Source organism: Streptomyces sp. Root431 (assembly GCF_001426585.1).
Lineage (GTDB): Bacteria > Actinomycetota > Actinomycetes > Streptomycetales > Streptomycetaceae > Streptomyces > Streptomyces stackebrandtii.
Window position 1 is genome coordinate 349,152 of the sequence record NZ_LMEI01000006.1, and the last position, 19,477, is coordinate 368,628.

Below are 19,477 nucleotides of genomic sequence, written 5' to 3' on the forward strand. Positions count from 1 at the left end.
CCTTCGAGTTCGGCGGACAGGCAGGGAACGGTTGCCGGGTTGCCGGGTTGCCGTGTTGCCGTGTGCCACGGTGGACTCACCGGTAACCACGGCGTCGAGTGGCTCACGATGTGGAAATACGACCGGAAGGCGGTTACGCGACCGTCTTCTCGGCAGGGCACGCCTTCGGCGCGGTGGCCAGGTGGTGCTTGCGCTTGGGCAGGCCGAAGGTCGGGTGCGAGGTGGCCCACAGCGACATCCTGACGATGGCGGCCTTGATCCGGGCGGCCTTGCGGCCGCCCATGTACGTCGGCTTTGCCTGCCCTTCGTCGTCGACCATCTGCAGGATCCCGTCCCGCCGCCCGAGGCTGATGTGGTTGCCCGGGTACTCCAGCTTGGTGTTCGCGATCTTGCTGCCGGTCAGGCGTCCGACGATCGCGTCCACGGCCTGCCGGCCGGTGTAGCCGGCCGAGGCGCAGGACATGGGCAGAGGCCGGCCGTTGTCGCCCACGGCGTACACACTGTCGCCGGCGGCGTAGACGTCGGGGTGCGAGACCGACCGCATGGTGCGATCGACCACGATCCGACCGTTCTCGGTGACCTCAAGACCGCTCGCGGCGGCGATGGGGTTGACCGTGAACCCGGCCGTCCACACGGTCGCGTCGGCCGCCAGGGCGGTTCCGTCGGCACACAGCACCCGCGTCGCTTCGACGGCCTCGACGCTCGTGTGCTCCAGGACGGCGACGCCCAGCCGGTCGCAAACCTGGCGCAGGTGGCCGCGGCCTGCGGCGGAGAGCTGGGCCCCCAGTTCCCCGCGGGCGACCAGCGTCACCGACAGGCCGGGCCGGGATTCGGCGATCTCGGTGGCGGTCTCGATTCCGGTCAACCCGTCGCCGACGACCAGCACATTCACGCCTTTGCCCCGCTTCTCCAGGCTGTCCAGGCGCTCCCGCAGGCGCAGCGCGGAGGGCCGGGCGGCGACGTCGAAGGCGTGCTCGGCCACGCCGGGGACGCCACGGTCGTCACCGTGGCTGCCGAGCGCGTAGAAAAGCGTGTCATAGCCGAGCTCACCGACGCCGTCGGCGTCGGCCACAGCGACGACCTGGCGCTCGGGGTCGACGGCCGTGACACGGGCCAGGCGCAGCCGTATCTCCGTGCCCGCGAAGACGTCGGCGAGCTGCGGAGCCTCGATCTCCTGGCCGGCCGCGAGCTGGTGCAGCCGCAGCCGCTGGACGAAGTCCGGTTCGGCGTTGACCACGGTGACCTCGGTGTCCTTGGGGGACAGCCGACGGGCCAGGGTCCCGGCCGCGTAGGCCCCGGCGTAGCCGGCTCCGAGGACGACGATGCGGTGCTTCATGTCTTGCTCCTGTCGGTTCGCTTGGCTCTCGGTGACTTGAGCGGAACAGCGCCCCGATTCCTGACAGGAAATAGATGTGACGTGGGTCACGGAACGGCAGGGGCTTCGCCCACTGCTGCTCACGACGCCCGGGCAGCGCAGATGCAGGCTGAGCCGAACAAGGTGATCTGATGCTGATCATCGTCGACATCGACGTCATGCTCGCCGAGCGGAAGAGATTTTCGTGCGAAGTCGCCGAACGTGGCGCGGGGCTGGGTGGCGAGGGTGTGGGCCGTGTGCTGGAAGCCGTAGAAACGGAAGCCTTTCGGCAGCGGACCGCCGCGCGTGCTTGCGCCCGCAACGAGGCTGTCGCTGTACTTCTGGACGAGGCGGTTTGGACAGCTTCCGGATCCGGGTGTTCTGGTCCGGGCCGAGCTCCTCGTCCTGGACGAGCCGACCTCAGGGCTCGACCCCCTGGTGCAGCAGACCTTCCTGGATCTGGTCAGCAAGACGGCGGCGGCCGGACGGACGGTCTTCATGTCCAGCCATGTGATGAGCGAGGTCGAAGCGGTCGCCGACCGCATCGGCATCATCCGTGACGGCGCCTCGTCGCCCTCGACACCGTGGCCCACCTGCGGGCCGGAGCCGTCAGAGACGTCGAGGTCACCTTCGAGACACCGGTGCCTCCGCACGCGTTCGCCGACCTGCCCGGTGCCGACCGGCTACGCCTCGACACCACCTGCACCACCCTCAGCGGTCAGGTGATCGACAGCCCCGACGCCCTGATCAAGGCTCTCGCCGGTTACCCGGTGACCGGCCTTCGCGCCACCGAGCCCGCCCTTGAGGACTCGGTCACGGCTCAGGGTGCACGGCCATGGCGGCGGGGCGTGGCGCGGGTGGCCCGTCTTCCTCTGCGGGCGGAGTGGGTGTGGCGCCCAGAACGGCTGTGAGGATCAACGCAAGCAGCGCGATGACGGACAGCACGACGGCGGCCACGACGCGAGGGCTGCGGCGAGCGGATCGGGCGGCCTTGGGTCGCTCGGGTGTCTCCGGGAACTGCTGGTTCAGCGCGTCGATCAGGGTGGCCAGGGCGGGGTCGTCGCGGGTGAGGCCCCGCTCGATTTCGCCGAGGATCCGCTGGTCGTCGGTGGAGTAACTCATGGTGACCGCCTTGGTGCGGACAAGAGCGGTGGACAGACGTAGCTGCCGCGTCCCTTCTCTTCGGAGTGTGCCCGTCCTGTCCCGTGCCCGCCCTTTCGGGGTCACAGCGGTTGGTCGGGCCAGCCGAGAGACGCCCTGGCGAGGTCCCCCGGCGCTCGCTAGGGTGTAAAGAACGCGTCAATGCGACGCGCTGGTGTGCCGGGAAGTCTGGTCGGCGTCGAGGGGCCTTGTGCCCGCCCGTCAACCCATCCCGGAGGCCTTTCCCCCATGACGCAGTCACGCCCGCGCAAGGTGATTCTCGGCCTGCTGCCCTGGCCCGAACGGCAGGCCGTCGCCGAGGCCCTGCGCACCGAGACCGTCGGGGGACTGGTCCTGCTCGCCGCCGCGGTCGTCGCGCTCGCATGGGCGAACAGTCCGTGGAGCGAGGCGTACGAGCAGATACGCGACTTGCACTTCGGCATCCCCGCCCTCGACCTGGACCTGTCGGTCGCCCACTGGACGGCCGACGGCCTGCTCGCGGTGTTCTTCCTCGTCGCCGGCATCGAGCTGAAACGCGAGTTCGTCGTCGGCGAGCTGCGCACTCCCGCCACCGCCGCGCTGCCCGTCGTCGCCGCCGTATGCGGCATGGCGGTCCCCGCCGCCCTCTACGTGCTCACTGTCACCATCGGGGGCGGGAGCCTTAAGGGCTGGGCCGTGCCGATGGCCACGGACATCGCCTTCGCTCTGGCGGTCCTCGCCGTCCTCAGCACCCACCTGCCCTCCGCGCTGCGTGCCTTCCTGCTCACCTTGGCCGTCGTCGACGACCTCGGTGCCATCCTCATCATCGCCGTCTTCTTCACCTCCGACCTCAATTTCTGGGCCCTGGGCGCGGCCTTCGCCGGGCTCGCCGTCTTCTACGTCCTCCAGCGCCTCAGGGTGCGCGGCTGGTGGTGGTACGTGCCCCTCGGGATCGCGGTCTGGGCGCTGATGTACAACTCCGGCGTCCACGCCACCGTCGCCGGAGTGGCCATGGGCCTGATCCTGCGCACTACCCGTGACCAGGGCGAGGCACGGTCCCCGGCGGCCCGTGTCTCCCACCTGGTGCATCCCTTCTCCGCCGGCGTCGCGGTCCCCCTCTTCGCCCTGTTCGCCGCCGGTGTCGGCGTCTCGGGCAGCGCGCTGGGCCACGTCTTCACCGACCCCGAACCCCTCGGCGTCGTCATCGGCCTCGTCGTCGGCAAGGTCCTCGGCATCTTCCTGGGCACCTACCTCGCCGCACGCTTCACCCGCGCCCAGCTCAACCCCGACCTCGCCTGGGCAGACGTCTTCGGACTCGCCACCCTGGCCGGAATCGGCTTCACCGTCGCCCTCCTCATCGGCGAACTCGCCTTCCCGACAGGTCCCGAAGCCGAACACGTCAAGGCCGCCGTCCTGGTCGGCTCCCTCATCGCCGCCACCCTCGCCGCCGTGCTGCTGCGCCGCCGCAACCGCGTCTACAAGCAACTGTGGGAGGACGAGGAACGCGACGACGACGCCGACGGCATTCCCGACATCTACCAGACCGGCGCACGACCCGGCGGCGCGAGGTGAACGACCAAGGCATGGCCCCGGCGCTGATCGGCGCGGCCGTCGTGCTCGCCCTTCTGGTCATCCGCACCGCCGTGCACGAGATGAAGCAGCCGGGAAGCGCCCAGCAGGAGTGGGTGTTCCTCAGGAACGGGCGAGCACTTGTCGTGCTCCTCATCACGGCCGCGGTGCTGGGCGCCTTGTGCTGGCATCTGTCCGGCCCGGCCCACTTGCCCTGGGCAGGTCTTGCGGCATTCCTCGTGGCCCGTATCTGCCACAAGGAGGGCTGAGCCCGTGTCGCACGTCCTGCGAGCGTGGCGTATGGGGGCAAGTACCCGGTGCCGCTCACGGCCTGCCTCACGGACCGCCCGACGCGCCGGGAACTTATCGCCCATGCGCAGCGGGGCCCAGGGAGGGTAAGACTTTCGTCACCCGCCGGGTTCTTCCGCGCAGGCGCCAAGCAGCGTTGGATGACGGTCAGATGGTGACGGCGAAAAGAAGCGGGAGAGTGCCAGTGGAACGTGGCCGGAGCAGGAAGCCATGGGCGGTCCTGGTGGCCGCCGTCGTACTGGTCGTGGCGGCAGGGCTGGCGTGGTTCAAGCCGTGGGCCCTGTGGGTGGACGAGACGGTCCATGAGGCGCTGCCCTCTGCGGTCGCGCCGTCCACGACACCACCCGCCGGCACACCGACGACGGACCCGGGCCTATCGGCTTCGGTGACCGTACCGCCCGCCGAGCCGGTCACGGTCGCGCAGGGCACGTTCATCAGCCATGAGCACGCGACCACCGGCACGGTGAAGGTGGTCCGTCTCGCCGACGGCACCCACACGCTCCGGCTGGAAGGACTCGACACGAGCAACGGCCCCGATCTACGCGTCTGGTTGAGCGACGCGCCGGTCAAGGAGGGCAAGGCCGGGTGGGGAGTCTTCGACGACGGCCAGTACGTCAGCCTCGCCAAGCTCAAGGGAAACAAGGGCGACCAGAACTATCCCCTGCCCGCGGACGTCGACTGGTCGAAGTACCCCAGCGTCAGCATCTGGTGCGACCGGTTCGACGTCTCCTTCGGAGCTGCCGCCCTCGCCCGCGTCTGACCGGCCGGAATCCCGGGAACTGACCCGCGGCGCGATGCGCGCCCGGGGGCTCGCTGACACCTTCGCCGCGGTGAGCGCATGGAGGGCGGCCCGCACTGGGCTGAGGCGTGCCAGTCCCCGTGATCGCGGCGGCCGGTAGTGAGCCTTGACACCCGGTGAGGCGGTGACGGAGGAGAAAGCCCAGGCGTAGCCGACGGCGTTGAGCCGGTCGTGTCCTTGAGGATGTTGGCGATGCTGGTTGCCTGCGTGGCTGCGTCGGCGAACTCCTTGGCCGTCTTGCCGATGAACTCCCTGGTGACCGTGGCGTTCACGCGCTCCCAGCTGGCGCATCGAGATCCACCAGTGCTGCGCCCTCTCCAGCGTGTCGACCTGCTTGCGCTACTTCTCGGCCATCGTGGCGAGAGCCGGGCCGAGCGCGAAGTCCAGCTTCATCGCCATGCCGGCCTCCTGCGTGCTGGCCTTGGCCTGATCACCATCGGTGCCCAGCCGCTGCCGCAGCTTGAATGCGGCGTCACCGATGGCCGCGAGATCCGTCTGCTCGACCTTCAGCGTTCCGAACTGCTGCGATCCACCACCTCCCCCTCCGCCGTCCAGTTGGTTGAGGCGCATCGCGGTCTGCTGGTCGTTCGTCGCAGTCCTGATGCCGGCCCATTCGTCGTCGAACGACACAGAGCCCCGTGTGATGTCGCGGTCTGACATGTTTGCGATCGTGAGTGCGATTCACCCTAGCCCTGTCGGTGGAACGGCTGAAGATCCGGGCGGTGATTCCGCCCCGCTCGACGTGGTGGCCGGGCCGACGCCGAGGCGCCGGCCCGGCCGTGATGGCGAGCCCGGCTGGCGTTGCTTCCTCTCCGGCGCGGGACGCCACGGGATCCTGCGGTGCCGCACAGCCGCGCCTGCCAGCACGCCCACGGCGGCCATCCCGTACGCCGCCGTCACTGGCCCCTGTCCCGTCTCCGGGCCTGCGAGGTAGGCGACGGCGCCGGCCGACGCGACGCCCAGCCACTCCACCCGGCCGCCCAGCGCCACCAGGGCGACGAGGAGGAGCGCGTACCAGGAGTAGCCGGGGGTGAGGAGGAGGAAGGCCGTTCCGATGGTGAGGAGAGCGCCGCGCCAGGGGTATTCGGGGTCGCCGCGCCTCCACACGGCGAGGGCGACGACCGTCATGACGAGCAGGACGGCGGGCGCGGCCCACGCGTCGGGCAGGACGAGCCGCAGTAGGGCGTAGCGTCCGCCCGCGTCGGCGTCGTCGTAGCCCTCCTCCTTCGCGTATCCGCTCAGGTAACCGAGGACGGAACCCTCGGACAGCAGGACGTACGGCAGGTACACCGCGCCGACCATCACCACGGCCGGAACGATGACCGCCAGGGCGGCGCGTGGGCGGCGCGCCCCGGAGAGGGCTCCCGGAAGCAGCACGGCGGGCAGCAGCTTCACGGCGATCCCCAGCCCGAGCAGGGCGCCGCCGGTGACGCGGTGGCGGGCCACGAGGGTGAAGGCGGCCACTGAGAACAGCACGGCGAGGACATCGATGTGAGCGTTGTTGACGGCCTCGACGGGGACGGCGGGACACCAGGCCCACAGCGCGGCCCGGCGCGGCTCCCCACGCTTCCGCAGGACGACGAGCAGCAGGCCGGTCACCGCGAGAGAGAGGATGCCGGCTCCCGTCTGGTGTGCCCGGTGGCGGCTGTCGGGCGGAGAAACCCCATGGACCAGCAGGAACCAGGCTTCGGCCACGGGCGGGTAGATCGTGTGCACGGCAGGCCGGTTGATGCGGGTGCAGCCGCCGTCGGTCAGCGGTGTCAGGTCCGCGCCGTCCGCACACGCCTCGGCGGCGGGGAAGAGCCATGCATCGCGCAGCGTGACGAGCGCCAGGTCGGCGGGAGCGTGGTCGTACGGGGAGATCCCCGCCGCCTGCACGCGGCCGTCCCACGCGTACCGGTACGAGTCCGTGCTCGTACGCGGTGCCGCCACCAACCCGGTGGCGGCCACCACGACCGCCCCTGCGAGCACCAGGGGAACCACCGCCCTGTCGGGAGTCCAGCGCAGTGCGACCACGGCGGCCGCGAACACCGCCCAGCAACCCGCGTAGCCGAGGAGGAAGCCGACTCCGACGGCATCCCCGCTGAGCAGGTGGGCCGAGGCGGCGGCCAAGGCCACGACCACGAGAGCGGTGAGGGCGAGCGGACGGGCACCAGACATGAGGCGCAGCCTGGCACGGTGTACGACGGTAAGGGCGGCGCCGCGGGGCGGCGTTCGGGTTCCGTAAGGTGTCGGAGCCCCCGATCGGCGGCCGTCGGCGGTGTCATGGACGCCATGACCCTCCGACCCCGCCTACGGCGACCGGCCGCTCTGTCCGCGTTCTGCCCGCCCACCTTCACCGGTCGTCTCCACGACGCGCGGACGGCGACCGCTGTCGGTCGCTGGCTCGGCGCCGCTTTCGCGGTGTGCTTCGCCACCGGCCTGGTGAGCCACTACCTCCAGCACCCGCCGGACTGGCTGGCCGATCATCTGCCGCCCCGGCCGGTCTGGGGGTACCGGCTCACACAAGGGCTGCACGTCGCCACCGGTCTGGCGGCGATCGTGCTGCTCTTGGTGAAGCTGTGGACGGTCTATCCCCGCCTGTTCGTGTGGCCGCCGGTGCGGTCATGGCGGCACGCGCTGGAGCGGCTTTCCGTCGCGGTCCTCGTCGCCTCCGCCGTCTTCCAGGTACTGACCGGTCTGCTCAACATCGCCGAGTGGTACCCCTGGCCTTTCTCCTTCGTACCCGTCCACTTCGCCGTCGCCTGGATCGTGACCGGCTCGATCATGCTGCACGTCGCCGTCAAGGCGCCCGAGATCAGAGCCCATTGGGGAAGAGGGTCGGAGGGAACGCTCACCCTGCCCGCCGAGGACGCCCTCGACCGCCGCTCACTTCTGATCGGCACGGGAGCGGCCGTCGGCGCGGTCACCCTGACGACGGTGGGGCAGTCCTTCACCGCGCTGAAGGCCCTGGACCTGCTGGCTCCCCGGCACCCGGACCACGGTCCGCAGGGGCTCCCGGTGAACCGGACCGCAGCCGCCGCGGGCATCTCGGCGAGGAGCCTCCGGACGTGGCGGCTGGAGGTCACCGGGCCGCGCCCGTACACGCTCACGCTCGACGCCCTGGGCGAGCTGCCGCGGGCCGCGGCCCGGCTGCCGATCGCCTGCGTCGAGGGCTGGAGCGTGGAAGCCGGCTGGGAAGGCGTACCGGTGCGGGATCTGGTGGAGCGGGCGGGGGGACGCCCGGGACGCGACGGCGTGCGGGTGACCTCGCTGGAGACGACCGGTACCTACCGGATCATGGACATGGGCGCCGAGTACGTCGACGACCCGCTCAGCCTGCTCGCCCTCACGCTCAACGGACGGGCCCTCTCCCTCGATCACGGATTTCCGGCCCGGATCATCGCCCCGAACCGCCCCGGGGTGCTTCAGACCAAATGGGTGCACCGCCTGGAGGTGCTGTGAGGACCGCGAACACGCTGAGGTACACGCTCGGCGGACTCGGCATCCTCATGATCGGGACCGGTGCCTGGCTGGTGGCGGCCGAGCCCGAACCGGCCGGTGTCCTCCTCTGGCTGGCCGGGGCCCTCGTCCTGCACGACGGGGTCTTCGCCCCCCTGGTCCTCGCGGTCGGACTGCTGCTCGTGGGTGAGCGTTACCGGGGCGTGCTGAGAGGGGCGCTGATCACAGCGGGAGGTCTGGTGCTCGTCACCCTGCCCCTGCTGGTCCGTCCGGGCGAGCCGCCCAACCCGTCCGCGCTACCGCTGCCTTACGGGCGCAACCTGGCGATCGTACTGGTGGTGGTGGCCGCCGTGGCGGGGGTGTCCATCCTCGTACGGAGGGGGCGAGACGCTCGTCAGCGGGGTGCCGAGGACGGCTGACGGGTGAGGACAGCGAAACGGCGGCCCCTCCGTTCCCACCGCTCGCGCAACGCCCAACCCGCCGCGGCCGCGTGCGCGGCCAGGGCGGGCACCCCGACCCTGGCCCACGGGAACCGCTCGCCCCGGCCTCCCCGACCGTCCACCACCCTTACCTCACACCGCTCGTCGACGTCGAAGGCCGCGCACTCCGCGACCACCCGGCCGGACCCGGACACGACCTGCCGCAGCCGGCGCAGCAGGGCAGCCGGATCGCCGCCGATGCCGATGTTGCCGTCGATGAGCAGGGCCGTGTCCCAGCGTCCCTCCGCCGGGAGCGGGTCGAACACCGAGCGGCACAGGGCCGTCGCGCCGAGCCCGATCGTGCGCGCGACGGCCTCGCTGCTGACGTCGACGCCCAACGTTCGGCGACCGTCGACCGCCAGGGCGGCGACGAGCCGCCCCGGACCACAGCCGACGTCGAGAACCGACCCCCGGCAGCGCTCCAGGACGGACAGGTCGGCGGGGTCGGGAGCGGCGCACCACCGCTCGACCTCCAACGGCAGCAGCCACCCGTCATCCCGGCTGAGGTAGAGGGGCCCCTGCCCTGTGCGCAGGGCGTCGGTATAGGGGTCGGCGCGCCATGCGGTCGTCGTCGTGGTCACGTCCTCGCTCCCGCACGGGACGAGGACAGTACGGCGTGGAGGGCCGCGAAGCGGGTGCCCGGGGCACCGGTGGCCACGAGGCGCGCGTCCTCGGCGGTGTCCACGTCCCGTAGGACGGGCAGCCGACCGATGCGCAGTCCGGCCGAGCGGAGCCGCTCGTACAGCGCGCTGCCGGTGTCGGCCCGTGACATGGGGACGCCGAGCAGGAGCGAAGGATCAGGTGATCGCAGCCCGAGGGCCCAGAAGCCGCCGTCCGTGGCGGGTCCGAACCAGGCGTCGTACGTGTCCCAGCAGACGGCCGCGGTCAGCAGCGCGGGAGTGATCTGCGGAGTGTCCATACCGATGAGCAGCGCCGGCCCGTCACACCCCGCGAAGGCGGCGGCCAGTCGCACGTCGAGCCCGCCGGCCACCTGGGGAACGACGTTGAAGCGAGAGGGCAGCCAGGCGCCGGGCTCTCCGTCCAGCACCAAGACGTGCCGGTCGGCAGGAACCCGCGCGGCCACGGCAAGGGTGTCGCAGAGAGCGGCTTCGGCGAGGGCGGCGGCCTGTCCGGGCGTGAACGGGGGAGTGAGGCGGGTCTTGACCCGGCCGGGCAGCGGCTCCTTGGCGATGACGAGGAGGGCCGTCATGCGCGCTCACCCATGACCGGCGCGGCCTCGTCCAGCACCCGGCGCATATCCCGCACGGCCTGCCAGGTGCCCCGCCACGTGCCCGTCACCTTGGACCGCCCGGCACGCGGGCGGTAGGGCACGTCCACCTCCCGCACCCGCCAGCCGGCGTCCGCCGCGCGCACCACCATCTGCAGGGGGTAGCCGCTGCGCCGGTCGGTCAGGCCCAGGGACAGCAGCGCTTCCCGCCGGGCGACACGCATCGGCCCGAGGTCGCGCAGACGCAGTCCCGTCCGCCGATGCACCAGTCGGGACAGCGCCATGTTTCCTGCCCGGGCGTGCAGGGGCCACGCCCCGCGCTCGGTCGGGCGTCGGCGGCCGAGGACCAGGTCTGCGGAGCCGTCGCTCACGGAGCCCAGCATGCCGGTCAGCAGACCGGGATCAAGAGACGCGTCGCAGTCGCAGAAGCAGACGAACTGGGCCTCGGAGGCGAGGAGACCGGCGTGGCAGGCCGCGCCGAAGCCACGACGGGGCTCGTGCAGCACGGTGGCGCCGAGGCTGCGCGCGAGGGCGGCGGAACCGTCGGCCGAGCCGTTGTCGACGACGATCGCCCGCCAGTCGCCGGGGACGCGGGCGAGCACCCAGGGCAGGGCCTCGGCTTCGTCGAGACACGGAAGGACGACGTCTACGCTCATGGAGTTCACGGCTCCCACCGTAGGAATCCCCGAGCGCGTCGGGGCGCTGGAAGTCCTTACGAAACGCGGACGCCGTGCGAGGTCCGCCCGCCTGGCCGTGACCATGGGGAGGCATGGGTGCGAGGCTGTGCCGCATGAGCGAGCACAGTGTCTCCCCTCCCGCCGCCCGGATCCTGGTGGTGGACGACGATCCGACGGTCGCCGAGGTCGTTGCCGGCTACCTCGAGGGGGCCGGGTTCGCCGTGGAGCGCGCGGCGGACGGTCCAGGCGCCCTGCGCCGGGCGGGGGAGCGGTGGCCGGACCTGGTCGTCCTCGACCTGATGCTGCCCGGCCTGGACGGCCTTGAGGTCTGCCGACGGCTGCGGGCGACCGCGCACGTTCCGGTGATCATGCTGACCGCCCGGAGCGACGAGGAGGACCGCATCACGGGGCTCGAAGTGGGCGCCGACGACTACGTCACGAAACCCTTCAGTCCCCGGGAACTCGTCCTGCGCGTCTCGTCCGTGCTCCGCCGTGACCGCGTCGTCGTGGGGGCCGTGCCCAGGGGCGTCCTACGCGCCGGCGACCTGACCGTCGACCCGGGGACCCGCAGGGCCACCCGCGCCGGAGACACGCTCGCCCTCACCTTGCGCGAGTTCGACCTCCTCACGTACTTCATGGAACAACCCGGCGCGGCACACAGCCGCGAGAAGCTGATGCGGAAAGTGTGGGGCTGGGACTTCGGCGACCTGTCCACAGTCACCGTGCACGTTCGGCGACTCCGCGCCAAGATCGAGGACGACCCCGCCAGGCCCGCTCTGATCCAGACGGTCTGGGGCGTCGGCTACCGCTTCGAGGCAGCTCCCTCACAGGAGGACGTCGGATGAAGGATGTCCTGCTCATCGCCGCGTTCGCCCTCGTGGGAGCCGCCTGTGCCGGGCTCGTCGGGGCGCTCGCCCTCCGGCTCGTACGGCACCGCTCGGTCGCCGTGTCCCTCACCGTCGTGGCCGCCGTGACCGTCACCGCCATGCTCGCCGGAACTCTCTCCGTGGCCCAGGCGATGTTCCTCTCCGCCCACGACCTGTGGGTCGTCACCGTCGTCGTCGCCATGGCCTCTCTGGTCTCCCTGGCCACCGCCTTGGTCCTGGGCAGATGGGTGGTGGCGGGAAGCCGCGCGCTGACGCTGGCCACGAGGGACTTCGGCGACGGCGGCAGCTTCGCCCCGCCGCACGGGGAGGCCCCCGCCGAATTCGCAGCGCTCACCCGGGAACTCGCCGCGACCAGCGCCAAGCTCGAAGCCTCCCGGACACGCGAAAGGGCCCTGGAGACGTCCCGCCGGGAGCTCGTAGCCTGGATCTCCCACGACCTGCGTACCCCGCTCGCCGGGCTTCGGGCGATGGCGGAAGCCCTGGAAGACGGCATGGCCGCCGAACCGGCCCGCTACCATCGGCAGATCCGCGCCGAGGTCGAACGCCTCACCGGCATGGTCGGCGACCTCTTCGAACTCTCCCGCATCCACGCCGGGACACTTGCCCTCAACCCCAGCCGGGTATCCGTGTACGACCTCGTCGGCGACGCCCTGAGCGGCGCCGACCCACTCGCGAGAGAACACCGGGTGCGCCTGGTGGGCGACGAGGTCGAGGCGGTTCCGGTCGAGGTGGACGGCAGGGAGATGACCCGAGTGCTGGCCAACCTCCTCGTCAACGCCATTCGCCACACACCGGTCGACGGAACTGTGGCGGTGGCCGCCCGGCGCCTGGACGAGGCAGTCGTTGTCTCCGTCACCGACGGCTGCGGAGGCATCCCGGACGAGCACCTGTCCAGGGTCTTCGACACGGGATGGCGCGGCACCGAAGCCCGCACGCCTCCCGCCGGAGCGGGGCTCGGCCTGGCCATCGTCCGTGGCATCGTCGAGGCCCACGCCGGCCGGGCCGAGGTCCGCAACGTGCCCGGCGGCTGCCGCTTCGAGGTCACCCTGCCCGCAGCGACCGGCTGACTCGGCCTACCCGCCCACGGCCGCCGAAGCGCGCTGCCCGGCCCGGGCGAACTCCTCCATCCCGGCCGCGAACCCGACCTCGGGGCGCCACCCGAGATCACGCCGCAGCCGCGATGAGTCCGCAGTGATATGGCGGACGTCACCAAGCCGGAACTCACCCGTCGTCACCGGCCCCGGACCGCCGTGCGCCCGCGCCAGGGCCGCCGCCATCTCCCCCACCGTGTGCGGATCCCCGCTGCCCGTGTTGTACGGGGTGAGAACACCGACCGGAGGCGTATCGGCCTCCAACGCGCAGACGTTGGCGGCGGCAACGTCCGTCACGTGGATGAAGTCGCGACGCTGCCCGCCGTCCTCGAAGACCCGAGGCGCCTCGCCGCGGGCGAGCGCGGAACGGAAGAGGGAGGCGACGCCCGCGTAGGGCGTGTCACGGGGCATCCCCGGCCCGTACACGTTGTGGTAGCGCAAGGAGACGGCCGTGCCGCCGGTGGACCTGGCCCAGGAAGCGGCCAGGTGCTCCTGGGCCAGCTTCGTTGCGGCGTACACGTTGCGGGGGTCGGCCGGCGTGTCCTCCCCGACCAGGCCGGACGAAAGCGCGGCGCCGCAGTGGGGGCAGCACGTTTCGAAGCGCCCCGCCGCCAAGTCCTCGGGACGACGCGGGCCCGGCCGCACCACCCCGTGACGAGCACAGTCGTACCGGCCCTCGCCGTACACCACCATCGACCCCGCGAGAACGAGGCGCCGCACGCCCACCTCCGCCATCCCGGCCAGCAGGACGGCCGTACCCAGGTCGTTGCAGCCGACGTAGGCGGGCGCGTCGGTGAAGTCCTTCCCGAGACCTACCATCGCGGCCTGATGGCAGACGGCGTCGACCCCGTGCAACGCCGCCCGCACACCCGACGCATCCCGCACGTCCACCCGCAGGAACTCCCCGGCGGGAGGCTCGGAGACGGTGGGGTGCGCGCTGGGAAGCAAGACGTCCAGCACGGCCGGCTCGTGGCCGGCCTCATGGAGGGAACCAACGATGCGCGAGCCGATGAACCCGGCTCCGCCTGTGACGAGTACACGCATGCGGACGACGCTACGGAGAAGCTCTTCTTGTCGGGGATCAGCACGCCGGGTCGTAAGACTTCCGTCATCTTGGTGGGGCATGCAGCTTTGCATGAGGGCGAGGCAATGCGGGTCCTGCGCGATGGAAGGCCAGAGGGCGCGACAGCCCCTCCGGGTGGCACCTCGCCGGCGTTGAATCGGAAATCGAGTGGCTGGCGCCCGTCAGAACAGCACTTCCCGGATACCTCTTGAGTGGCGGCCAGGGGGCATCGAGCCTTTTCCAAGCTGGTTTCGTTGACCGCGAGTTGGACGGTCCTGCGCAACGACGAAGCTCTTGGTGGACGGGTTCTCGACCAGGATCACCCGTGTCCGCCAGGAGCTTCGCGTACTGGTCTGTCCGTCTTCGATCGCAGGGCGGCCTGCGGGTCTACGACCTGGACGCGCGCCGGGTGCAGTCCATCCCCGCCCCGGCCGGACCCGGCACCGACGACAAGCCCGGCCGCTTCAACAACGTCGACCCGGTCCACGGCGTGCGCCTGGGCAGCACGCGACGTCGCGGTGGTCAGCGACCGCGGCAACGACCGGCTGCGGATCCACCGCATCGACCGCGACAGGCCCGGCCGGGCCGGGTCGGGGAGGGTGTTGCGGCAGTCATGTGCACCACGCCAGGCAGGGCGGGGATGATTCGGTGTCGCCCTACCGTAGGAAGACGCAGGTCAGCGGCGTATGTGGTGGGACACCATAGTCCGGGCGGGTCGTGTGCGCCCAGCCTCCATGGCCTGCTGTCGCGCCCCTGCCGAGCGATGGGGAGAGTCGTCTCCTCGCGCCACCTTGTGGGTGCTGCGCGAGTGACGAGCCAGGCGTCCGGTCGACGCCCTACGGCCCGCTTGCCGCATCCGCAGGGACACGGGCGCCGGGCGGAACGAGGGAACGGCAGGCAGACGAAAGAACCGGAGAGCGGGTGAACCGGCGGCGGAGGAGACGGTCCCCGCAGCTTCCGGAGACCGCTACCTTTGCTGCGCCACGTCCCGGGTCTGCTGGGCGATGTGCTCCAGGACGGTCTTCGGGTCGGCCGAGGGTGCGACGGCCTTGCCGATGTTCCGCTTGATGGTATTGCTGACCTGCAGCCAGGACGGGTCGTTGACAGGGTAGAGCTGGGCAGTGCGCAGTGCGGCGAGGAACTGCTCGGCGCTGGGGTCCGCCGCCGCGTACCGGGATGACTGGGTGGCGGACACCGTCGACGGCAACAGGTGGTAGCGCCCGGCGAATTCGCTGATGTTCTTGTCCTGGTAGACAAAGTTCAGGAACGAGCCCACCAGTTCGCGATTGCCGTCGTGCTTGAAAGCCATCATCCAGTCGGCGACGCCCGCTGCCGGCGGGGTCTCCCTGTCGTCCAGCGTGTCCGACACCGGCATGCTCAGGGTGCCGACCTTCATGCCCTTCGCCCTCGCCTCGTGAAGGAGTGAGGGATAGCCGTTGACCATACCGACGTCGCCGCGCAGGAAGGCGGCGAAGGCGTCCTGCCGGTTGAGCTCGGCCGGCGGGACCGGGCCGGTCAGGGCCGGCGCGACCAGGTTGGCCTTGATCCAGCGGAATGTCTGCGCGTTCTGCTCGGACGCGATGCTGTACCCGCCGCTGGTGTCGGTGTACCCGCCGCCGTTGCTCAGCTCCCAGATCAGGGCCTCGGCGTGCGCCTCCTCGGGGCCGAGCGGCAGGGCGTACGGGTAGAGAACGCCCTCCTTCTTCAGCGCCTGGGCCGCGTCCTTCAGGTCCGACCAGGTCTTCGGCGGCTTCGCGCCTGCCTCGTCGAACAGCTCCGCGTTGTAGAAGAGCAGCCGGCTGCTTGCCACGAAGGGCAGGCCGTAGAGGTCGCCGTCGATCGAGCCAGCCTCCGTGAGGGGCCGCAGGAAGTTCGCCTCCGTGCTGACCGACATCACCTCGCTGGCGGTGTAAAGGCGGCCCTGTGCGGCGAAGTCGGAGTACGCACCCATCAGAGCCACGTCCGGGGCGTTGTTCTCCTTGACCATGCGGGTGACCTCGCTGTCGATGTCGGCCCACGGGTAGAGCGTCACCTCGACCTTCATGCCGGGGTGGGCGGCGGTGAAGGCGGTGGCCAGATCATCCCAGTACGTCTTGGAGGTGGTCGCGGGGCCGGCGCCGTACTCGGGTGCCACCAGGCGCAACGTCGTCGGGTCGCTACCGGACGAGCCGCAGGCGGTGACGAGGGAGCCCAGTAGCCCGAACGCTGCCACGGAGATGGTCATGCCGGAGAGTCTTCGTCGCATGGGTCTTTCCTCTGAATCTTTTTGGACAGTGCGTCCGAAATTCTCTCCTGGCCCACGGGTGAATTGCGCCCCCTGCCGAATGTTGTGGCCATAGCTCCAAGGGAGAAGATTCCGCATGGTGTTTTCCGATATACCGGGCCTTGTTTGACGCGCGTAGAAACCTGTGCGCCCGACATTCGACGTGGGCAACGCTGGCCTGGCACTGCCCACGGCTGCTGGACCTGGTGCCGCGCCGGCTCGGTGCCCCCCACCTGGGAGGAGTCACGTCACCCCGGCCCTCACCGGGCGTCGATGCCGAACTAGTCTTCGCACCATGGCCTTGCGACCTGATGAGTTCTACGACCACGCGCTTGCCGCCGCGGATGGTGAGCGTCGGCTCCCGCTCGCGCGCATGACAGGGTGGGCTGTCAGCCCGTTCGAACCGGACGGATTGCGCGTCGCGTCGCTGCGCCCTCCGGTTCTGCCCGAGCCTCCGCGACACGGCGAGGACCCGTCGAACTGTGAGGCGTGCCGTGACCGAGACGCGGGGATCTGGTTCAACGACAGGTGGCGGCTGACCCGGATCGCGGGAGTCGGGGTGCCGCTGGTGCTCATGCTGCATCCGATTGAGCACTATGACATGGCCGACCTGCCCGACGAGCTGGCGGCCGAGTTGGGGGTCCTGTCCACGCACCTCGTCCGCCACGTGCAGGCCCTGCCGCATATTTCGCGAGCCCATGTCTACCGCATCGGGGATGGCGGCGCGCACCTGCACATCTGGTTCTTCGCGCGGCCCGAGGGACAGGCCCAGCTGTACGGATCGTGGATGCCCGTCTGGGACGATCTGCTCCCGGAATACCCGGCGGATGTCGCCGAGGCAGATGCGGCGATCGTGGCGGACGCGTTGGTCGCCTCCATCGGGGGGCGCCGCTCGGCTGCTGGTGAATCGCCGCTCGACGACTGAAGCCTCGTGCCGGCACCTGTGTTAACCCCTCCCGCGCCGACGTGGTGCTGCGCGCGACGGGCGGTTCGACTGTCGTCAGGTCCCGGCGGCCGCGCGCCGGATCGCGTCGAGCGTGCGCGTCACATCGTCGTCGGTGGTCGACCAGTTGCTCACCGAGATCCGCATGACGCGTCTGCCGTGCCAGGTGGAGCCGCTGATCCACGCCGTGCCGTCGTCGAGCAGCCGGGCGAGGACACGGTCGGTACGTCCGTCGCTGCCGAACTCGGCGCAGACCTGTGTGAACGCGACCTCGTTGATAACGGTCGCGCCGTCGATCCCGGCGATGCCGGCGGCGAACGCGGAGGCGTGGCGACACAGCCGGTCGACGAGGTCGGAGACACCTGATCGGCCGAGGGACCTGAGGGCGGCCCACACGGTGAACGCTCTGCCGCGCCGCGAGAGTTCGGGCACCTTGTCGATGGGGTCGCCTTGCTCGTGCTGGATGAGGTAGTCGCCCCGCTGGCCCATCGCTGCCCGGACCGCGGACGCGTCGCGCACGATCGCGAGTCCGCAGTCGTAGGGGACGTTCAACGTCTTGTGGGCGTCCGTCGCCCAGGAGTCCGCGTCCGCGCAGCCCGCCATCAGATGGGCGCGGCGCGGCGACGCGGCCGCCCACAGCCCGAACGCGCCGTCGACGTGGACCCAGGCGCCCGTCTCGCGCGCCGCACGGATGCTCGCGGCGAAGGGATCGAAGGCGCCGGAGTGGATGTCGCCGGCCTGGAGGATCACGATCGTGGGGCTCTGTCCGCCGGCCGTCAGCGCCTCCCGCAGGGCCTCGGGGTCGATGCGTCCCTGATCGTCCGCCGCTATCAGGTCGGGCCGACCGAGTCCGAGGTAGCGCAGGGCCAGGTCGATGGCCATGTGCCGGGACTCGCCGGCGACGACACGCACGGGCGGGCCACCCGTGAGGCCGTCGCGGGCGACGTTCCAGCCGGTGCGCCGCAGCACCGTGTCCCGCGCGGCGGCGAGGCACGTGAAGTTCGCCATCGTCGCACCCGTGGTGAAGCCTACGGAGCTGTCCCTCGGCAGGCCGAGCAGATCGAGCAACCAGGCGCCGGCGATCTCCTCCGCCGCCGCGTACGCGGGCGAGACGGTGCGCATCACGCAATTCTGGTCCCAGGCGCTGACCAGCCAGTCGGCAGCCAGCGCGGCCGGCTCGGTGCCGCCCACCACGAAGCCGTAGAAGCGGCCGCTGGGGAACGCGGTGAGCCCCGGCTCGCAGGCCGTGGCCAGCAGGTCGACGACGTCGGCGGGCGTGCTGGGACCGGCAGGCAGTTCGGCGCCGAGCGCGCTCACGATCTCGTCGACCGAAGCGCGGGCGGGAATCCGGCGGTCGGGCAGGCTCGCCAGCCACCGGACAGCATGGTCGTACGCCTGCCGGAGCGCCGCCTCGCGCGCGTCCATACCTCGGACTATGCGACCGTCGCAGCCGCCCCGCAAGCCGACCGCGGTCGGACGGCAGGAGCGGCGCGCACCTGACGCGGGACCCAGGTCGACGGTCCAGAGAGCCGGGCGGTGGTTCGACACGTACTGGCTGCGCCGGTTCTTCGCCTCCGCCGGCCTCTCGAAGGGTGTGCCGGGCGGTGTATCCCCTCCTGCCCGGCGCGGACCGGCCGGCCGTGTCACGGAGATGATCTACGGCCGTGAAAGTGTCGCGAGCGGAAATTGGCCGATCGCATTCGGCCCCCTATTCGACGCGCATATCCAGTGCATCCGGTCGCGCATACGACCGCGCACGAATCCGCCGGGAAATGAACTGCACCAAGTTGCCAGCATCCTGGCAGGATTCGGCCACATGGCATCGAAGCCGCAGCTCAACGGCGTCACCAGGGGCTCCCGCGGCATCGCCGGAAACGTATTTCAGTGCCCCGCCGGGCGGCCGATGGGTTGTGGACTGGCTATCGACGCGCATAGCTTTCCCTCGTCGCTCAGCCGGGCGACGAGCCATGGGCCGAAGTTCTTCCGCAGAATGGCCTATTGGGTAAATGCGGCCGGATTGGATGTGAATTCACATGAACAACTTCGACGGTGACATCTCGCTCATCGAGGAGATCGCGGAGCAGGACTTCGACGGCGTCGCCTATGGCGCGTGCTCGACCAACACGTTCTCGCTGTCCGACTTCCTCGGCAACCAGGGCGGCTGGTGCACGCTGACCAAGGAGTGCCAGCCCAACTGCAACTGAGCCCGAAGGGCCGGGCACGGACCGGGGGCGGGGAGCGGCTCATGCTCCCCG

The 19,477-nt window shown here is 70.8% G+C and carries 20 protein-coding genes and 1 pseudogene; 11 read left to right on the forward strand and 10 right to left on the reverse strand.

What is annotated here, in order from left to right; genetic code table 11:
- Positions 1-133 precede the first annotated feature (133 nt).
- Positions 134-1,336 (reverse strand): FAD-dependent oxidoreductase, encoded by a 1,203-nt coding sequence (locus ASC82_RS06045; RefSeq protein ID WP_056642619.1) that lies wholly within the window; start codon positions 1,334-1,336, stop codon positions 134-136.
- A gap of 324 nt (positions 1,337-1,660) precedes the next feature.
- Here ASC82_RS06045 and ASC82_RS29885 point away from each other — a divergent pair, with 324 nt between their 5' ends.
- The gene (locus ASC82_RS29885; protein ID WP_242427564.1) at positions 1,661-2,080 is read left to right on the forward strand and encodes an AAA family ATPase; all 420 of its coding nucleotides are present in this window, start codon (positions 1,661-1,663) and stop codon (positions 2,078-2,080) included.
- A gap of 87 nt (positions 2,081-2,167) precedes the next feature.
- On the opposite strand, the gene ASC82_RS06055 is transcribed toward ASC82_RS29885, so the two are convergent.
- The gene (locus ASC82_RS06055; RefSeq protein ID WP_056642626.1) at positions 2,168-2,476 is read right to left on the reverse strand and encodes a DUF3040 domain-containing protein; all 309 of its coding nucleotides are present in this window, start codon (positions 2,474-2,476) and stop codon (positions 2,168-2,170) included.
- A 267-nt stretch (positions 2,477-2,743) separates the two neighbouring features.
- Here ASC82_RS06055 and nhaA point away from each other — a divergent pair, with 267 nt between their 5' ends.
- The 3 genes from nhaA to ASC82_RS06070 all read left to right on the forward strand — a co-directional run bounded on the left by nhaA (position 2,744) and on the right by ASC82_RS06070 (position 5,111).
- Positions 2,744-4,045 carry a Na+/H+ antiporter NhaA gene (nhaA, locus tag ASC82_RS06060; RefSeq protein ID WP_056642629.1) on the forward strand — a complete coding sequence of 434 codons (1,302 nt, stop codon included), beginning with the start codon at positions 2,744-2,746 and terminating at the stop codon, positions 4,043-4,045.
- An 11-nt stretch (positions 4,046-4,056) separates the two neighbouring features.
- On the forward strand, positions 4,057-4,311 hold the full coding sequence (locus tag ASC82_RS06065) for a hypothetical protein (protein WP_056642632.1): 255 nt from the start codon (positions 4,057-4,059) through the stop codon (positions 4,309-4,311).
- Positions 4,312-4,574: 263 nt separating this feature from the next.
- A complete protein-coding gene (locus ASC82_RS06070; protein ID WP_242427597.1) occupies positions 4,575-5,111 on the forward strand; it encodes a DM13 domain-containing protein in 537 nt (178 codons plus the stop codon).
- A gap of 378 nt (positions 5,112-5,489) precedes the next feature.
- On the opposite strand, the gene ASC82_RS06075 is transcribed toward ASC82_RS06070, so the two are convergent.
- Together ASC82_RS06075 and ASC82_RS06080 are read right to left on the reverse strand one after the other, a co-directional pair.
- Positions 5,490-5,810 (reverse strand): hypothetical protein, encoded by a 321-nt coding sequence (locus tag ASC82_RS06075; protein ID WP_056642638.1) that lies wholly within the window; start codon positions 5,808-5,810, stop codon positions 5,490-5,492.
- A gap of 21 nt (positions 5,811-5,831) precedes the next feature.
- A complete protein-coding gene (locus tag ASC82_RS06080) occupies positions 5,832-7,310 on the reverse strand; it encodes a glycosyltransferase family 87 protein (protein WP_079039077.1) in 1,479 nt (492 codons plus the stop codon).
- 114 nt (positions 7,311-7,424) lie between these two features.
- Here ASC82_RS06080 and ASC82_RS06085 point away from each other — a divergent pair, with 114 nt between their 5' ends.
- Together ASC82_RS06085 and ASC82_RS06090 are read left to right on the forward strand one after the other, a co-directional pair.
- A complete protein-coding gene (locus ASC82_RS06085) occupies positions 7,425-8,594 on the forward strand; it encodes a molybdopterin-dependent oxidoreductase (protein WP_056643332.1) in 1,170 nt (389 codons plus the stop codon).
- Positions 8,591-9,010, forward strand: a complete 420-nt coding sequence (locus ASC82_RS06090) for a hypothetical protein (protein ID WP_242427565.1) — start codon at positions 8,591-8,593, stop codon at positions 9,008-9,010. Before ASC82_RS06085 ends, ASC82_RS06090 begins: the two co-directional genes overlap by 4 nt.
- On the opposite strand, the gene ASC82_RS06095 is transcribed toward ASC82_RS06090, so the two are convergent.
- From ASC82_RS06095 to ASC82_RS06105, 3 genes are read right to left on the reverse strand one after another with little or no spacing between them, the layout of a single operon-like run.
- Complete coding sequence (locus tag ASC82_RS06095) at positions 8,986-9,651, reverse strand: class I SAM-dependent methyltransferase (protein ID WP_056642641.1); 666 nt, start codon at positions 9,649-9,651, stop codon at positions 8,986-8,988. The genes ASC82_RS06090 and ASC82_RS06095 overlap by 25 nt on opposite strands.
- Positions 9,648-10,280, reverse strand: a complete 633-nt coding sequence (locus tag ASC82_RS06100) for a TIGR04282 family arsenosugar biosynthesis glycosyltransferase (protein WP_056642644.1) — start codon at positions 10,278-10,280, stop codon at positions 9,648-9,650. The genes ASC82_RS06095 and ASC82_RS06100 overlap by 4 nt, the downstream gene beginning before the upstream one ends.
- Positions 10,277-10,954 (reverse strand): glycosyltransferase family 2 protein, encoded by a 678-nt coding sequence (locus tag ASC82_RS06105; RefSeq protein WP_056643338.1) that lies wholly within the window; start codon positions 10,952-10,954, stop codon positions 10,277-10,279. Before ASC82_RS06105 ends, ASC82_RS06100 begins: the two co-directional genes overlap by 4 nt.
- A 134-nt stretch (positions 10,955-11,088) precedes the next feature.
- On the opposite strand from ASC82_RS06105, the gene ASC82_RS06110 reads away from it, so the two are divergent.
- Positions 11,089-11,820, forward strand: a complete 732-nt coding sequence (locus ASC82_RS06110) for a response regulator transcription factor (protein WP_056642646.1) — start codon at positions 11,089-11,091, stop codon at positions 11,818-11,820.
- Positions 11,817-12,929 carry a HAMP domain-containing sensor histidine kinase gene (locus tag ASC82_RS06115; protein ID WP_056642650.1) on the forward strand — a complete coding sequence of 371 codons (1,113 nt, stop codon included), beginning with the start codon at positions 11,817-11,819 and terminating at the stop codon, positions 12,927-12,929. Before ASC82_RS06110 ends, ASC82_RS06115 begins: the two co-directional genes overlap by 4 nt.
- A gap of 6 nt (positions 12,930-12,935) precedes the next feature.
- On the opposite strand, the gene ASC82_RS06120 is transcribed toward ASC82_RS06115, so the two are convergent.
- Positions 12,936-13,997, reverse strand: coding sequence for an NAD-dependent epimerase/dehydratase family protein (locus tag ASC82_RS06120; RefSeq protein ID WP_056642653.1), 1,062 nt, complete (start codon positions 13,995-13,997; stop codon positions 12,936-12,938).
- Between the two features lie 389 nt (positions 13,998-14,386).
- Between ASC82_RS06120 and ASC82_RS30935 the strand changes: the two are divergent.
- Positions 14,387-14,597: pseudogene (locus ASC82_RS30935) on the forward strand (hydrolase); the annotation flags it as partial.
- A 386-nt stretch (positions 14,598-14,983) separates the two neighbouring features.
- Here ASC82_RS30935 and ASC82_RS06125 read toward each other — a convergent pair.
- Positions 14,984-16,240 (reverse strand): extracellular solute-binding protein, encoded by a 1,257-nt coding sequence (locus tag ASC82_RS06125; protein WP_056642656.1) that lies wholly within the window; start codon positions 16,238-16,240, stop codon positions 14,984-14,986.
- Between the two features lie 334 nt (positions 16,241-16,574).
- Here ASC82_RS06125 and ASC82_RS06130 point away from each other — a divergent pair, with 334 nt between their 5' ends.
- A complete protein-coding gene (locus tag ASC82_RS06130; RefSeq protein WP_056642659.1) occupies positions 16,575-17,204 on the forward strand; it encodes a hypothetical protein in 630 nt (209 codons plus the stop codon).
- 75 nt (positions 17,205-17,279) lie between these two features.
- On the opposite strand, the gene ASC82_RS06135 is transcribed toward ASC82_RS06130, so the two are convergent.
- Positions 17,280-18,647 carry a pyridoxal-dependent decarboxylase gene (locus ASC82_RS06135; protein ID WP_056642662.1) on the reverse strand — a complete coding sequence of 456 codons (1,368 nt, stop codon included), beginning with the start codon at positions 18,645-18,647 and terminating at the stop codon, positions 17,280-17,282.
- A gap of 608 nt (positions 18,648-19,255) precedes the next feature.
- On the opposite strand from ASC82_RS06135, the gene ASC82_RS06140 reads away from it, so the two are divergent.
- Positions 19,256-19,426 (forward strand): plantaricin C family lantibiotic, encoded by a 171-nt coding sequence (locus ASC82_RS06140; protein WP_017237622.1) that lies wholly within the window; start codon positions 19,256-19,258, stop codon positions 19,424-19,426.
- Positions 19,427-19,477 lie beyond the last annotated feature (51 nt).

Excerpts from the sequence above, each read along its gene's own strand:
- ASC82_RS06045 (WP_056642619.1), bottom strand. The coding sequence starts at position 1,336 with ATGAAGCACCGCATCGTCGTCCTCGGAGCCGGCTACGCCGGGGCCTAC.
- ASC82_RS06055 (WP_056642626.1), bottom strand. The coding sequence starts at position 2,476 with ATGAGTTACTCCACCGACGACCAGCGGATCCTCGGCGAAATCGAGCGG.
- nhaA (WP_056642629.1), top strand. The coding sequence starts at position 2,744 with ATGACGCAGTCACGCCCGCGCAAGGTGATTCTCGGCCTGCTGCCCTGG.
- ASC82_RS06065 (WP_056642632.1), top strand. The coding sequence starts at position 4,057 with ATGGCCCCGGCGCTGATCGGCGCGGCCGTCGTGCTCGCCCTTCTGGTC.
- ASC82_RS06075 (WP_056642638.1), bottom strand. The coding sequence starts at position 5,810 with ATGTCAGACCGCGACATCACACGGGGCTCTGTGTCGTTCGACGACGAA.
- ASC82_RS06080 (WP_079039077.1), bottom strand. The coding sequence starts at position 7,310 with ATGTCTGGTGCCCGTCCGCTCGCCCTCACCGCTCTCGTGGTCGTGGCC.
- ASC82_RS06085 (WP_056643332.1), top strand. The coding sequence starts at position 7,425 with ATGACCCTCCGACCCCGCCTACGGCGACCGGCCGCTCTGTCCGCGTTC.
- ASC82_RS06100 (WP_056642644.1), bottom strand. The coding sequence starts at position 10,280 with ATGACGGCCCTCCTCGTCATCGCCAAGGAGCCGCTGCCCGGCCGGGTC.
- ASC82_RS06105 (WP_056643338.1), bottom strand. The coding sequence starts at position 10,954 with ATGAGCGTAGACGTCGTCCTTCCGTGTCTCGACGAAGCCGAGGCCCTG.
- ASC82_RS06110 (WP_056642646.1), top strand. The coding sequence starts at position 11,089 with ATGAGCGAGCACAGTGTCTCCCCTCCCGCCGCCCGGATCCTGGTGGTG.
- ASC82_RS06115 (WP_056642650.1), top strand. The coding sequence starts at position 11,817 with ATGAAGGATGTCCTGCTCATCGCCGCGTTCGCCCTCGTGGGAGCCGCC.
- ASC82_RS06120 (WP_056642653.1), bottom strand. The coding sequence starts at position 13,997 with ATGCGTGTACTCGTCACAGGCGGAGCCGGGTTCATCGGCTCGCGCATC.
- ASC82_RS06125 (WP_056642656.1), bottom strand. The coding sequence starts at position 16,240 with ATGACCATCTCCGTGGCAGCGTTCGGGCTACTGGGCTCCCTCGTCACC.
- ASC82_RS06130 (WP_056642659.1), top strand. The coding sequence starts at position 16,575 with ATGGCCTTGCGACCTGATGAGTTCTACGACCACGCGCTTGCCGCCGCG.
- ASC82_RS06135 (WP_056642662.1), bottom strand. The coding sequence starts at position 18,647 with ATGGACGCGCGCGAGGCGGCGCTCCGGCAGGCGTACGACCATGCTGTC.
- ASC82_RS06140 (WP_017237622.1), top strand. The coding sequence starts at position 19,256 with ATGAACAACTTCGACGGTGACATCTCGCTCATCGAGGAGATCGCGGAG.